This is a genomic window from Pseudovibrio axinellae, from assembly GCF_900110875.1.
Taxonomy (GTDB): Bacteria; Pseudomonadota; Alphaproteobacteria; order Rhizobiales; family Stappiaceae; genus Pseudovibrio; species Pseudovibrio axinellae.
Genome location: NZ_FOFM01000011.1, coordinates 52974 through 66419, shown reverse-complemented (window position 1 = coordinate 66419; position 13446 = coordinate 52974). Strand labels below are relative to the sequence as shown.

General features: G+C 51.1%; 12 protein-coding genes. 9 read left to right on the top strand and 3 right to left on the bottom strand.

Going from position 1 to position 13446, the window contains the following annotated elements; translation table 11 throughout:
- Positions 1-16 precede the first annotated feature (16 nt).
- The 4 genes from BMZ51_RS18980 (at position 17) to BMZ51_RS18965 (ending at position 4717) form a co-directional block, all read left to right on the top strand.
- On the top strand, positions 17-298 hold the full coding sequence (locus tag BMZ51_RS18980) for a DUF2160 domain-containing protein (protein WP_068010867.1): 282 nt from the start codon (positions 17-19) through the stop codon (positions 296-298).
- Positions 299-371: 73 nt separating this feature from the next.
- Positions 372-2090: an ABC transporter substrate-binding protein gene (locus BMZ51_RS18975; protein ID WP_068010864.1), complete on the top strand. Its 1719-nt coding sequence runs from the start codon at positions 372-374 to the stop codon at positions 2088-2090.
- 199 nt (positions 2091-2289) lie between these two features.
- A complete protein-coding gene (locus BMZ51_RS18970; protein WP_068010965.1) occupies positions 2290-4443 on the top strand; it encodes a 3-hydroxyacyl-CoA dehydrogenase NAD-binding domain-containing protein in 2154 nt (717 codons plus the stop codon).
- A 64-nt stretch (positions 4444-4507) separates the two neighbouring features.
- Positions 4508-4717, top strand: coding sequence for a hypothetical protein (locus BMZ51_RS18965; protein WP_068010862.1), 210 nt, complete (start codon positions 4508-4510; stop codon positions 4715-4717).
- Between the two features lie 112 nt (positions 4718-4829).
- Here the strand turns inward: BMZ51_RS18965 and BMZ51_RS18960 are convergent, their stop codons facing one another.
- Both BMZ51_RS18960 and BMZ51_RS18955 read right to left on the bottom strand, forming a co-directional pair.
- Positions 4830-7052 (bottom strand): esterase-like activity of phytase family protein, encoded by a 2223-nt coding sequence (locus BMZ51_RS18960; protein ID WP_068010860.1) that lies wholly within the window; start codon positions 7050-7052, stop codon positions 4830-4832.
- Positions 7053-7203: 151 nt separating this feature from the next.
- Positions 7204-7962 (bottom strand): helix-turn-helix transcriptional regulator, encoded by a 759-nt coding sequence (locus BMZ51_RS18955; protein WP_068010858.1) that lies wholly within the window; start codon positions 7960-7962, stop codon positions 7204-7206.
- Between the two features lie 71 nt (positions 7963-8033).
- Here BMZ51_RS18955 and BMZ51_RS18950 point away from each other — a divergent pair, with 71 nt between their 5' ends.
- Both BMZ51_RS18950 and BMZ51_RS18945 read left to right on the top strand, forming a co-directional pair.
- Positions 8034-8363 (top strand): hypothetical protein, encoded by a 330-nt coding sequence (locus BMZ51_RS18950; RefSeq protein ID WP_068010856.1) that lies wholly within the window; start codon positions 8034-8036, stop codon positions 8361-8363.
- Entirely contained in the window at positions 8356-9504 is a 1149-nt protein-coding gene (locus BMZ51_RS18945) for a DNA alkylation repair protein (RefSeq protein ID WP_068010854.1), read from the top strand. Before BMZ51_RS18950 ends, BMZ51_RS18945 begins: the two co-directional genes overlap by 8 nt.
- Before the next feature lie 58 nt (positions 9505-9562).
- On the opposite strand, the gene BMZ51_RS18940 is transcribed toward BMZ51_RS18945, so the two are convergent.
- The gene (locus BMZ51_RS18940) at positions 9563-10222 is read right to left on the bottom strand and encodes a Crp/Fnr family transcriptional regulator (protein ID WP_068010852.1); all 660 of its coding nucleotides are present in this window, start codon (positions 10220-10222) and stop codon (positions 9563-9565) included.
- Positions 10223-10603: 381 nt separating this feature from the next.
- Between BMZ51_RS18940 and BMZ51_RS18935 the strand changes: the two genes are divergently transcribed.
- From BMZ51_RS18935 to BMZ51_RS18925, 3 genes are read left to right on the top strand one after another with little or no spacing between them, the layout of a single operon-like run.
- Positions 10604-11677, top strand: a complete 1074-nt coding sequence (locus BMZ51_RS18935) for a cytochrome-c peroxidase (protein ID WP_068010963.1) — start codon at positions 10604-10606, stop codon at positions 11675-11677.
- Between the two features lie 9 nt (positions 11678-11686).
- The gene (locus tag BMZ51_RS18930; RefSeq protein WP_208979578.1) at positions 11687-12832 is read left to right on the top strand and encodes a cytochrome-c peroxidase; all 1146 of its coding nucleotides are present in this window, start codon (positions 11687-11689) and stop codon (positions 12830-12832) included.
- A gap of 12 nt (positions 12833-12844) precedes the next feature.
- On the top strand, positions 12845-13441 hold the full coding sequence (locus tag BMZ51_RS18925) for an arsenate reductase (azurin) small subunit (protein ID WP_203416272.1): 597 nt from the start codon (positions 12845-12847) through the stop codon (positions 13439-13441).
- The last annotated feature ends 5 nt before the right edge of the window (positions 13442-13446 follow it).

Here is a 13446-nt window from a genome sequence, read left to right as displayed (position 1 = left end):
AATAGGAAAAGATCTCATGGAACTTTCTTGGATGGCTTGGACGCAGCCGACGGCGATTTTCTTCATTACCATCGCTTTGCTGATCTCTGGCATGGCGGTTTGGGAATGGCTGGTGCCGGGGGGAACTCCGCGTCATGGCATTTTACAGTTTGAAACAACACGCGGCGACCGTTTGTTCGTGACGCTGCTGGGCAGTGCTTTTATCTGCCTGATTTGGCTTGGGTTTGTTGGCACAAACCTCTGGTGGGCTCTCTTGGTCTGTGTGGCGTACGCGTTTTGCGTTTTCCGCTGGGTTTGAGTTTTGAGCTTTCATGTACGCCAGCCAGTGTGGGAGCTGGCGGCGCAACAATTTATAGTCGGGAGGAATATGCATGAGACGTAATTTGCTAGGGTCCGTTGCTGTCGCAACTTTGGTAATGGGTTCCAGCGCTGCTTTTGCAGACATGGAAGCTGCTAAAAAGTGGGTGAGCGACGAGTTCCAGCCTTCTACTCTTTCTCAGGAAGAGCAGATGAAGGAAATGGACTGGTTCATCAAAGCTGCTGAGCCGTTCAAAGGCATGGAAATTAAAGTGGTTTCTGAAACCATTGCGACCCATGAATACGAAGCCAAGGTTCTGGCTAAAGCGTTCACCGAAATCACAGGCATCAAGGTCACTCATGACCTGATCGGTGAAGGTGACGTTGTTGAGAAACTTCAGACCCAGATGCAGTCCGGCGAAAACATCTATGATGCTTACGTCAACGATTCAGACCTGATCGGTACTCACGCGCGCTACAAGCAGGTTCGTAACCTGACTGACTGGATGGCGGGTGAAGGTAAAGCAGTGACTTTGCCGACTCTGGATGTTGAAGACTTTATTGGTCGCTCGTTCACCACTGGTCCTGACGGCAAGCTGTACCAGCTTCCAACTCAGCAGTTCGCAAACCTTTACTGGTTCCGCTATGACTGGTTCACAAACCCAGAAATCAAAGCTCAGTTTAAAGCCAAGTATGGCTACGATCTGGGTGTTCCGGTTAACTGGTCTGCCTATGAGGACATCGCTGAATTCTTCACCAACGATGTGAAAGAAATCAACGGCGAAAAAGTCTATGGTCACATGGACTACGGTAAAAAAGATCCTTCCCTAGGTTGGCGCTTTACCGATGCATGGCTGTCCATGGCTGGTGCAGGCGACAAGGGCATTCCAAACGGTCTGCCAGTTGATGAATGGGGTATCCGTGTAAACGGTTGTGCTCCAGCTGGTTCTTCTGTTGAACGTGGTGGCGCAACAGATGGTCCTGCTGCTGTTTACTCCATCACCAAATACATCGAGTGGCTGAAGAAGTATGCTCCTGCAGAAGCTCCAGGCATGGTGTTCTCCGAAGCTGGTCCTGTACCTGCACAGGGTTCTGTTGCTCAGCAGATCTTCTGGTACACTGCCTTCACCGCAGACATGGTGAAAGACGGGATCCCAGTTGTGAACGCAGACGGCACTCCTAAGTGGCGTATGGCTCCTTCGCCGAAGGGTGCGTACTGGGAAGAAGGCATGAAGCTGGGCTACCAGGATGCTGGTTCCTGGACTCTGATGAAGTCTACTCCAACCGACAAAGCAAAGGCAGCTTGGCTCTACGCACAGTTCACCGTTGCAAAGACAACTTCTTTGAAGAAGTCTCACGTTGGTCTGACTTTCGTACGTGACAGTGACGTTCGTGATGCATCCTTCACAGAACGTGCACCTAAGCTTGGCGGTCTGGTAGAATTCTATCGTTCACCAGCTCGTGTACAGTGGACACCAACCGGTACCAACGTTCCTGATTATCCAAAGCTGGCTCAGCTGTGGTGGCAGAACATTGGTGATGCGTCTTCAGGTGCTAAGTCTCCTCAGGAAGCTATGACTGCTCTTGCTGCTGCTCAGGACAAAGTTCTGGGTCGTCTTGAGCGTGCTGGTGTTCAGGGCGAATGTGGTCCGAAACTCAACGAAGTTAAGGATCGCGATTTCTGGCTGAACCAGCCAGGTGCACCGAAAGCCAAACTGGCTAACGAGAAACCAACTCCGATCACCGTTGATTATGACGAGCTGATCAAGAGCTGGGCAGATGCTTCTAAGTAAGCGTCATCTCTTAGACTAAACGAGAAAGCCGGGGCATTCGCTCCGGCTTTTTTTTGTTAGTGTCTCCGTCTATGTGTTAAAATTCCGCATAATAGAATTATATTTTGCATCTAGAAATATGCGGGTGCGCTGATAGTATACGGGAAATTGCTAGGTAGAGAGCCGTGTGGGAATTGAGCGCGGCGACAGGGAGTTTTGTGTGTCTTCTTCATTTAAATCATCAGGTCAGGTTTCCTATGAATTGCACGATGATGTTGCGGTAATGACCGTAAACAATGCACCGGTGAACGCGCTATCGCTTGCGATCCGGCAGGACCTTCAGGCGAACATTGAGCGGTTCGATAGTGACGCTTCTGCCAAGGCAGCAGTCATTGTTGGCGCTGGGAAAGTGTTTATTGCTGGCGCTGACATCCGCGAGTTCAAATTGCCTGCGATTGAGCCGCACCTACCTGATGTGATTGATAGAATTGAAGAGTGCACGAAGCCTGTTATCGCTGCGATCCACGGCGTTGCGCTGGGCGGCGGGCTTGAGGTTGCACTGGGCTGTCACTTCCGCGTTGGGGTGAAGGGAGCAAAGGTTGGGCTTCCAGAAGTGCATTTGGGCATTATTCCGGGAGCAGGGGGAACGCAGCGCTTACCACGTTTGGCGGGCTATGAAAAAGCGCTGGAGATGATTCCTAGTGGAGCGCCGATTGGAACTTCGGATGCAAAAGCGGCAGGTATACTTGATCACGTAAGTGAAGAATCAGATGCAGTTGCTGCTGGTTTGGCTTTCGCACGCTCTGTGATTGATGAGGGCACACCAATGCGTCGCTGTTCGCAGCTGGTACCTGCTGCTGTTGATGCTAAAATGTTTGAAGCCGCAAAACTTGCGGTTGCCAAGCGGGCTCGCGGGCAGATGTCGCCGGTTGTTGGTGTGGAGGCTGTTGAGGTCGCCAGTCAAACCAGTTTTGCTGAGGGGATGGAAAAAGAGCGTGAGATGTTTATGGCGCTGAAGAACTCTGCTCAGCACCGTGCCCTTTCTCATGCCTTCTTTTCGGATCGTGCGCTTGGCAAACTGCCTGAGATTGAGGGGGTTGCTCCTCGTCAGCTCAAGGCGATTGGTGTCATTGGCGGCGGTACGATGGGCGCAGGAATTGCAACCAGTGCTTTGATGAACGGTCTTTCTGTGACCCTGATTGAGCGCGATGAAGAGGCGCTGGGTCGCGCCAAGGCAACGATTGCAGCAAATATCGGCGGAGCGGTTAAAAAAGGTAAGCTTAGCGCAGATCAGGAAGTACGCATCTTTGAAGAGGCACTCAAACTCAGCACAGATTATGGTTCGCTCTCTAATGCGGATCTGGTGATCGAAGCGGTGTTTGAAGACATTGAAGTGAAAAAGCAGGTCTTCAAGCAGCTGGACGCAGTTTGTAAAGCAGGGGCGGTGCTGGCCACCAATACTTCTTATCTGGATGTGGACGCCATTGCTGCTGTGACCGAGCGGCCTGAGGATGTCATTGGTCTACACTTCTTCTCACCAGCGCACATTATGAAGCTGCTGGAAGTTGTTGTGGCTGAAAAAACCGCGCCAGATGTCATTGCGACTGGTTTCCAGCTTGGCAAGATCATGCGTAAAGTCGCGGTTCGTGCAGGTGTGTGTGACGGCTTTATCGGCAACCGCATCCTTGCAAGCTATCGGACAGCAGCTGATGCTATCGTTATGGACGGCTCCACTCCGTTTGATGTTGATGAGGTGATGCTGGAATTTGGTTTTGCGATGGGGCCTTATGCCGTCGCTGATCTGGCTGGCCTGGATATTGGCTGGGCAACCCGGAAACGTAAAGCGCCAACACTTGCTCCAAACGAGCGCTTTTTCACATTCCCTGACCGCTTGTGCGAGCAAGGCTGGTTTGGCCAGAAGACCGGCAAGGGTTTTTACATCTACGAAAATGGCGCACGCAAGGGGGTTCCAAACCCGACGGTTTTTGAAGTGCTTGCCGAAGAGCGCAAACAAAAGAAAATCACCGAGCAAAACCTCTCCAAGGAGCAGATCCTTGAACGGTACATGGCAGCTATGGTGAATGAGGCAGCTAAGGTGGTTGAAGAAGGGATCGCCCTTCGTCCGCTGGATGTGGATATGACGCTGATTTACGGCTACGGCTTCCCACGCTGGCGTGGTGGTCCTATGCAGTATGCTGATGAAGTGGGGCTTGAGAAAATACTCAATAATATCAGAGAGTATGCGCGGGAAGATGACTATTTCTGGCAGCCAGCGAAACTGCTTGAAGAGCTGGTTGAGTCTGGCCGGACCTTCGCAGATCTGAATGCTGGGAAGGGCAGCCAGTCTGCAACGAAAACACGCGAGAACGCTTGATTTTCTTCAGTTGAACAGCCATCTCCATATGGTGTAGTTTTGCGCTGGCCTGATGGAGATGGTGATGATGAATTATTTGGAATACATAACAGGACGCGTCATTGCGTTGCTCTTTGCAGTCGCCGTGCTGGCCTTTGTCTTGCTTGTGATCGGAATTGCCTCCGGTCTGATGTTGACCATCATCGCCATAACAATTCCTCTTGTGATTTTGAGGGTGCTTCTTGGAAGAAAAAAACCAAAGATCACCTACTACTATGAGAGCAAAAAACGTTAGCCCAGGAGTGTGTTAGAGCACTTGGCCAGCCAATAAGCCCGCAGAAAAGACTGCGGGCTTTTGTTTGTGCGTTTTGCCACCCGAAAGCTTCGGCAGCATTTTGGGAGGAGTCCTAGTTGAGCTGCGATGCATCGCCCATTGAGAAGAACAGGGTTTCGCCATTTGCATCGTCAACGCCATCATTGTCAGTGGAAATGAGGATGCGGCCGTCTTTTGTGATTGCAAGGCCCTCTACTTTATCAGGGGTCCAGCCGTTTGTTGCTGACATGGTTGGCAACAGGTCTAGAACAACCTTTTTCTTCAATACGGGCAGGGGCGCGCCGTGTGCTGCTGGCGTGATGCCTTGCAATGAGACGACTGTAACCTGTTTGATTGCTGCATTCGGGCCGCCTTGATTGTCACGTTCCAGAAGTGCAAACTCCCCGTTGCCCAAGGATGTGATTTCGGAAAGACCGACCCAGCCACCAGCTAAACTGCGCGGTGTTTCCAGTGGGTAGTGAACAAAGCCCCATGAATTGTCTGCCGGGTTATAGATGCCAAGCTTGGTCATGCCCTTTGGATCGTCGTTCCATTCGCGCTGCACGGCAACGGCAACCAAGGTTTCTCCGTTCATCTCAAACTCAGCTACACCCTCCAGAGAGAAGCGTTTTGCATGACTGACAAGGCTTTGCGGGAGTTTTATCTCCTGCTCGACGACGCCTGTTTCAGAAGCGCGAAGCAGGTAATGATCCATCTTCTTATCAGGATTGCCTTCTGACGCGAGCCAGAAGCCGCCGTCTTTGCGAAGTGCAATACCTTCAAGATCATATTTGGAGGCTGATCCGCCTGTCAGGTCTATATGCGCTGTGATCTTTGCAGGCTGTGCTGATACATCCAGTGTGAAGATGCGGGCGTTGTCGTAGAAGCTATCTGAAACGGCATAGAGTTTGTTGGCATCGTCTTTATCTGCCACCATGCCAGAGATTGCACCCCAACCGATTGGTGCACGGGTTTCCGGATCTGTTTCAGAGATCAGCTGCGGGTATTCCGCAGAGATTGCACCGTACTGATAAAGGCCAACTGCGGAGCGAACATTTTCCTTAACGTCATCTTTTTCGTTGGCGACAACGAACAGATTGCGAGAGGGGATCGTCAGCAAGCCTTCTGGCCCGATATGCGTGGGCAGGAACTGGAGGAACTCAGGCGCTGCACCGGTATCACGGTACACCGCAACGAAGTTGCCGCGCTCTGAGTTTACGAAAATGAGCGTTTCATCGCCATACGTGCCGATGGTTACGCCTTCAGGCTCTGTGCCTTTTTTGTGCGCACGTTTGGCTGGGTAGTGGCCGTGTGCCATGCCCAAGTGTTCCACCTGGTTACCGCTGTCAAATTCTACAGTGCCGTTTTTGTTCCAGATGGTGAAACCGCGAGAGCCGCCTTTGTAATCACCTTCGTTGGCGGTGACAAAACGAGTGTCGTCCATCCATGCAACAGCATCAGGCTCGCGCGCAACGTCTCTTTTCGTGCCGGATGCGTCAGAAAGGTGGGCTTTTTTGACCGGAACGTTTTCAGCGGTAGCTTTGCCTGCAGAAAAGTGATTGATGACCTTGCCTGTGCTCAGCTCCACAATAGCCAGGTGGTTGTTTTCCTGAAGGGTTACAACAGCTTCATTGTTGCTGTTGATAGAAACGTATTCCGGCTCGGGGTCCGTGCTGCCAATTTCCGCCAAGCCCGTCATGGCTACATTGCGAACTGCCTCGCAGTTTTTTGGTATGCCGGTTTTGTTCAGGTCAAAAATAGAGAGGTAGCCTGCTGGAAGTTGAGGTAGCGCGCCATCGTTGAGGTCCTCATCGCGCTCGTTCTCGATTGCGATGGCGACATACTTGCCGTCTTTGGAAACCGCGACTGAATCTGGCTGGCCCATTACGTCGCACCTTGCATCTATCTGCATGGTTTCAAGGTTGATGACTGCCAGATATCCAGATGGCTTGGTGTAGCTTTCAGAGGTGTTCACACCGGCAAATGCCATTTTCCCAGCGATCGCAACAGATGTTGGTTCGCCGCCAAGAGCTGTGCGGCCCAGAGTTTTCGGTGCTGCAGCATCGGTTATATCCAGGAAGACGATCGCTTCTTGTGGGCCATCTGTGAAAGCAAGCGTGTTGCCGTCTTCAGAAGCTGCAATGATCTCAGCAACTGTTTCAGTTGACTGGTCGATACCCTCAGCCAGCGTTTCGTAGACCGGCATTGTTGCGATACGCTTGAAGAACTTGGCTTCTGATGCAATTGAAGCATTGATACCAGTTGCAAGCAAGGCAACAGAGATACCGCTCATGAGTGACGTGCGAACTACGCGCATGTAAAAATCCCCGTCAGAAAAGTTTCGCGAATTGGATGCTTGTTAGGTAGTGGGCATGCGTGGCGTTCCGATGAATGATTTTTGAAGGTTTGATGACAGGAGTAGGAAGAGGGCGATCTGGCATTGCTCGTGATGCTACTCGCTCCGTGGGCTATGGCGTTGAAGGCTCTATACCGTCAATTGCGTCTATGAAGGGCTGTTTGGGTTTTAGGGTGAACCCGGTCTCGGTAAGCCTGGAGTGCTTGATGCGGTCGCAGCGGAAAGTGCGAACTGCGTTACGTAAGTGATCCCATGCCATCACGTACCATATTGGATAGCTGAGAAAGAGGTAATGTGGCTCTATGGTGCGCTTTGATGTTTTGCCGTGTTGGTCGCTGTAGGAAATTTCTACGCATTTGCTCATGAGGAACGCCTCGTTAATGGGGCTCATGGCTTGGCTGTCGATGTCCTCAAAAGAACCATACACGGTGATAGAGGCTGTTTCGCCAATCCACAAGCGGGACTTAAGAGTGTCGACGCGGGAACGCAGTTCTGGCGAGAACGACGCGATGAGCTTACGGCGTATGGGTTTCAGATTCGCCAGCAGGAGAGGGGAGTTCATCTTCTCCGCAATTGCGAGGCTGATAAGCAGGTCAATTGCCTCTCTATATTCCAGTTTGAGGCGGCCTATCCCCCATCTGGCTTGCAGGCGAACCCCTCCGCCACGCCCTTTATCGGCCTCAACGGGCAGGCCGCGCTTGCGCAAAAGATCCAAATCACGAAACAGCGTTCTTTGTGAAATTCCAAGCTCATTTGCCAGGTCTTGAGTCGTTGGACACTCGCCGGATTTCAGCAGAGCCTCAATTTGCTCAAGCCTCGAAAGGCGTTCCAGCGCGGTTGCTCTGGTTGTTCCAGGGTTTTTACCAGTCATGCAACAAATATGCCGTTAAATGGCATATTTGTCCATAAACAGAACACATCGCTATTTTTGAAGGAAAAGATATGACCGACCAAGTTATTGAAATTGCACCGTTTCACCTTTCGCCTGACAGGAGTGAGAGTGAGCTTTTAGAAGCCTCCGAACGGTTTCAGAAAGAGTTTCTGGAGGAGTTTGATGGCTTCGTGCGACGTAGTTTGGTGAAGCACGAAGATGGGGCTTATGCAGATATTGTGACATGGGCAACTGGTGCTGCCAGCAAAGCAGCTGTCGCAGCAGCTGGCAAACACGCAGCTGGCCAGGCGTATTTCTCTCTTCTGGATGTCTCGAAGGAACATGCTCCACGTAAAGCAGGTGCAATGGAGTTCTTTAGCGTGGTGGGAACGTATGGCTGAGCCTTTTAAAGAGGTTTTTAATCGCGCTTCGATTGATGGGATGGCTCGTGCTTTGGCACGGGCTTATCCTGCGTTCGACGGTGCTGGTTTTTTTCGTGAGGCGGTGGCTGGGCTGGCGGCCATGGAGCTCAAGGAGCGATCATTCCATATTGCACGGTGCTTGCGGCGATTTCTCCCTGAAAACTATGAGGACGCCCTGCAGGTGATGGTGGTTACACTTGCTGAGCCGACGCCCGTTCATGATGAGCCAGAACGCCGAACAGAAAACAGTGGGCTTGCGGGCCTCATTACCATGCCATTTACAGATTATGTGTTGCTCTATGGTTTGGAGCAGTTTGAGCTTTCGATGGCGGCCATGAAAGAGCTGACAAGCAGGTTCTCGGCTGAGTTTGCGATCCGGCCTTTTATTGAGCGGTATGAGCGAGAAACACTTGCGCTTTTGAATGAGTGGGCTGAGGACGAGTGTGCGTATGTGCGCCGGCTTGTTTCTGAGGGAACACGGCCAAGATTGCCTTGGGCTCCGCAACTTAAGGGCTTCATGGAGGCACCAGAAAAGTGTTTACCTCTTTTGGAGAAGCTTAAGGATGATGAAACCGAGTATGTCCGCCGCTCTGTTGCTAATCACCTTAATGATATCTCCAAGGACCACGCTGATATCGCGGCGCAGGTTTGTGGCAAGTGGCTTGCACACCCTACAAAGCAAAGAGAGCGCCTCGTGCGACATGCGCTGCGCAGCAATGTGAAAGCAGCGCACCTGCCCAGCCTTGCTGTTCTGGGTTACGAGGGTGAGCATGTGAGGGTTGTGCATGGGGAGTTGGAGACAGCTCGCTTAGAATTTGGGTCTGCGCTGTTATTTTCGGCCGTGGTTGAAAACCTGTCTGAGAAAGCTGTTCCGTTCATGCTGGACTTTGTCGTGTACCATCGCAAAGCGAACGGAAAGCTCGCACCCAAGGTGTTTAAGTGGAAGCGTGGAAACTTGAATGCCGGTCAAAAGCTAAGTGTTTCAGGACAACACCGCATCAGGTCAATAACTACACGCCGGTATTATGAGGGGGAACACCACCTCGCAGTGCTGCTGAATGGGGTTGAAACCCCTATCGGCTCGTTTGAGCTGGTCGGCGTTGAAGAGTTAGTCGGTTAGGTCGCGGGGGTATCAAGAGCTGCTCATCTTGAACAGCTCTTCACCTAATCCTGATAGGTCAGCGATGGTTGGAAAGGCGCGGGCGAGAGCCGTTGGCGATCTTTCGCAGGCCTTTAAAATCGATGATTGCCAGTTGGTGTTTACTGACAAGCTTGATAAGGCCTTCTTTTTCCAGCCCCTTAAACACCCGACTCACGGTTTCCGCGCGCAGCCCAAGGTAGTCTGCGATGGACTGTCTGGAAATCGGAAGGGCGAATTCTTCTACAAAACGAGGAATGTTCAGGCGATTTCTAAGCTCAAAGATAAAGGAGGCCATTCGCTCTGTTGGTGTTTTCTTGCCCAAGTCTGAGGAATGGTCAAACTGCTGGTGCATAATATCGGTTGCCCTGCGCCAATAGATTCGGCGTAGGTTTGCGTCCAGCAGCAGGAGTTCTTCAAACACAGTTCGCGGAAGTAGCTTGACTGACGTTGGGGCCAAGGCGACCACTTCGCCTGAAGCGTGCCGGTCCGCCCTATTCATGTCGAGGTATTCGCCGGGCAGTCGGAGCGTAAGCAGGGAACGACGCCCGTCACTCAGATGGCTTTCAACGGCGATGACACCAGTTAAAACTGCAAATACGACAGGCTCTGGAAAGTCCTCAGGAGCAAGCTGGTCACCCTCGTTTAACTCAAGAGTTCTTGCGGCGCGTAACTGGGCTTTGTCGAAATGATTGTGCATCGGGCGACATATGCATTCATCTCCCCGGAAGCCACAGGATTCCTGAGCGCATTCAAAAGAAAGATTGTCAGCCGGTGACACTATCTTTGGAGGGGTTGTCCCCGTCATGCGTAAAGTTCCCCGCTTCTTAAGTGATTTGGCCTAGTGACACTGTCAAAAAGGACATTGATATAAATCAATATTCCAGGGATTAGTTTTAATCAATATTTTGTTACCGGATTAACAGCGAAAAATATCATTCATTAGAACCCCTACATTCGAAGCGTGATTGCAATCAATGAAAGGCCTCAGTGCACGATGCAGAAATGCTGAGTATTCCGGGATAGATGCTGTTTGAGCTTAATGCTTGGAGGTGTCATCCCAGGCAAATTGGGGGTAACAATGCGCCTTCTCGTCGGTATGTCGATTGCTTTAATGACAAGCACTGCGGCATTCGCAACAGATTTAGGGCCTGTTGCAAAAATAGAGCAGAATCCTGCTCTAGTAGAACTAGGAAAACGCTTATTTTATGATAGCCGTTTGTCTGGTGATACGAACTTTAGCTGTTCGACGTGTCATGACCCTGCAAAGGGCTTCACGGATGGCGAAAAGCTTTCTACTGCATATACTGGTTCAGAGGGTTTCCGTAACACGCCAACATTGGCGAACGTCGGACACCGGGCAGCCTGGATGCATGATAGTCGTTTGGGTACAAACCTGAATGATGTGTCTCGTGGAATGATCACAGAGACATACATCATGAACATGGATATGCGCGTGATGCAGGAGCGCCTGAAACAGGACCCTGTCTACGTTGAAATGTTTAAAGCTGCGGGCAAGGGCGAGCCGTCTAATGGTGGCGCACGCGGTGCTTTAGAAGCATTTTTGAAGTCGATTACGTCGACAGGCTCTGCTTTCGATGAGGGTAAGCTCTCTCTTGCTGAGAAGCGCGGTTATGAGCTCTTCAAAGGCAAAGCAGGGTGTTCTTCCTGTCACTCTGGCAATCGCTTCACAGACGATCAGCCACACAATATCGGTGTTCCAAACAACCCTGATATCTGGTCTGACCCGATGCGTCACATCACTTATGTGACCTACGCGAAATTCATGGGCGTTAACAACTACATGAACCTTCGTGAAGATCAGGGCGCATACATTCTGGATCATAAAGAAGAGAACAAGCGTTCCTTTATGACCCCTTCTCTTCGTGAGCTGACCTACACCGCGCCTTACATGCATAACGGCATGCTGGCCTCCCTTGAAGAAGTTGTAGAATTTTACAATCAGGGCGGTGGTGATGATGTCAACAAAGATGCGCGTCTTAAGCCATTGCGCCTTAAAGACAACGAAAAAGCCAATTTGGTTGCATTCCTGAAGTCATTGTCTGGCAACAGCTTCGACACTCCTGAATACGTTTGGACAGCCGACGATTACTCTTATGAGTTGATCGAAGACTGGAAAAACAAGCATAACTAGGGGGCTGCTATGATGACAACATTCAAAAAAACCATTGGTGCGATTGCACTTGCTGGTGTTTCCATTGTTGCAGTTGCGGCTGGTGTTCAAGCGGCCGAGAAACGTCCAACTGAACTTGCTCCTTTGGGTGAACCACCTGCTCCACCAGATAATCCAACAACTCCTGAAAAGGTTGAGTTGGGTAAGCTGTTGTTCTTTGATCCGCGCCTGTCCGGTAACAGTGCGATGCCGTGTTCAGCATGTCATCTACCTGAGCTTGGCTGGGATTTCCCAGACAAGATTTCTCTGGGCTACCCGGGAACAACACACTGGCGTAACTCGCCAACTATCGTAAACACTGCTTATTACGGCAACTACTTCTGGACCGGTGTTTCCAAATCTTTGGAAGCTGAGGCTCGTACAGCTGCTCGTGGTGGTGTCGCCGGTAATGGTGAAGACGACATGATGGAAGCGCGTTTGGCGTTCATTCCTGAGTATCGTAAGCGCTTTAACGAGGTGTTTGGAACCGAATACCCGAGCATCCGCGATGCTTACATGGCGATTGCTGCGTTTGAGCGTTCCCTCGTGCAGAGAGACACTCCATTCGACAAGTACATGCTTGGTGATGACAAAGCTCTGACCAAACAGCAGAAGCGCGGCATGGAGCTGTTCACCGGTAAGGCGGAATGTTCTACCTGCCATAACGGTGCGCTTGTGACTGACCAGAAATACTACAATCTGGGCGTTCCTGGTTATGATGGTTGGGAAACTGACGAATTAGCGCAGATCACCTTCCGCTTTGAGCTTCTTGCAAAAGGCTCTACGGAAGAAAAATACCGGAAATGGAAAGATGATCCGGGTCTTTACTTTGTAACGAAGGAAAAGGCTGATTTGGGTAAATTCCGGGTGCCTTCTCTGCGCTACACCAAGTACACAGCTCCTTACATGCATAATGGCATGTTGGAAACTCTGGAAGACGTCGTAGAATTCTACAACCAGGGTGGTGGTACCAACGAGTTCTCAAAAAACAAAACGAAGCTGCTTAAGCCTCTCGGCCTGTCCAAGAAAGAGAAAGCTGATCTGGTTGCGTTTGTTGAGAGTTTCACTGGTGAGCGGCTTTTGATGGAAACTCCTGAGCTTCCTGAATATGCACCGCTTCCGGCTGTAACGAACTAAGAGGAGGTGGAGATGACACATCAACCTAAGTCCGTCTCTCCTGAGATGATCGAGGTCGTGAACGGCCCTGAGGAAATTGCGAAGACTGGTAAGCGTTGTGTAATGACACGCCGTCAGTTCCTGCTGACTTCCGGTATTTCTACCTTCACGGTTATGGTAGCCCTTAAGTCTGGGCCTTCCTCTGCGAAGGTGCCGGCTATGGTCTCCACGTATGAGCGCAAGTTCATCTGTAAGCTTTCCGATTTGAAAGAAGATGAGCCACTCGATTTCACATACCCGGATGAAGGCGCTTACGCTGAATCCATGATCGTGAAGCTGGGTAAAGAAGCTGGTGGTGGCATTGGTGCGGAAAAGGACATTGTAGCGTTCAACTACACTTGTACGCACCAGGGTGGCCCGTTGCAGGGTACTTATCAAAAAGGTGACAAGGCGCTGGGCCCATGCCCATTGCATTTGACCACATTTGATCTGACCCGTCACGGTATCTTCATTTCCGGTCAGGCTTACCAGAGTCTGCCACAGGTCCTTCTCGAAGTTGATGGCGATGATGTTTACGCCGTTGGCATGTTCGGGCTGATCTATGGCCGCTATGACAATCTCAAGGGCTGAGGAGG

Excerpts from the sequence above, each read along its gene's own strand:
- BMZ51_RS18950 (WP_068010856.1), top strand. The coding sequence starts at position 8,034 with ATGACCGACCAAGTTATTGAAATTGCACCGTTTCACCTTTCGCCTGAC.
- BMZ51_RS18975 (WP_068010864.1), top strand. The coding sequence starts at position 372 with ATGAGACGTAATTTGCTAGGGTCCGTTGCTGTCGCAACTTTGGTAATG.
- BMZ51_RS18935 (WP_068010963.1), top strand. The coding sequence starts at position 10,604 with ATGCGCCTTCTCGTCGGTATGTCGATTGCTTTAATGACAAGCACTGCG.
- BMZ51_RS18955 (WP_068010858.1), bottom strand. The coding sequence starts at position 7,962 with ATGACTGGTAAAAACCCTGGAACAACCAGAGCAACCGCGCTGGAACGC.
- BMZ51_RS18960 (WP_068010860.1), bottom strand. The coding sequence starts at position 7,052 with ATGCGCGTAGTTCGCACGTCACTCATGAGCGGTATCTCTGTTGCCTTG.
- BMZ51_RS18945 (WP_068010854.1), top strand. The coding sequence starts at position 8,356 with ATGGCTGAGCCTTTTAAAGAGGTTTTTAATCGCGCTTCGATTGATGGG.
- BMZ51_RS18965 (WP_068010862.1), top strand. The coding sequence starts at position 4,508 with ATGATGAATTATTTGGAATACATAACAGGACGCGTCATTGCGTTGCTC.
- BMZ51_RS18925 (WP_203416272.1), top strand. The coding sequence starts at position 12,845 with ATGACACATCAACCTAAGTCCGTCTCTCCTGAGATGATCGAGGTCGTG.
- BMZ51_RS18930 (WP_208979578.1), top strand. The coding sequence starts at position 11,687 with ATGATGACAACATTCAAAAAAACCATTGGTGCGATTGCACTTGCTGGT.
- BMZ51_RS18940 (WP_068010852.1), bottom strand. The coding sequence starts at position 10,222 with ATGCACAATCATTTCGACAAAGCCCAGTTACGCGCCGCAAGAACTCTT.
- BMZ51_RS18980 (WP_068010867.1), top strand. The coding sequence starts at position 17 with ATGGAACTTTCTTGGATGGCTTGGACGCAGCCGACGGCGATTTTCTTC.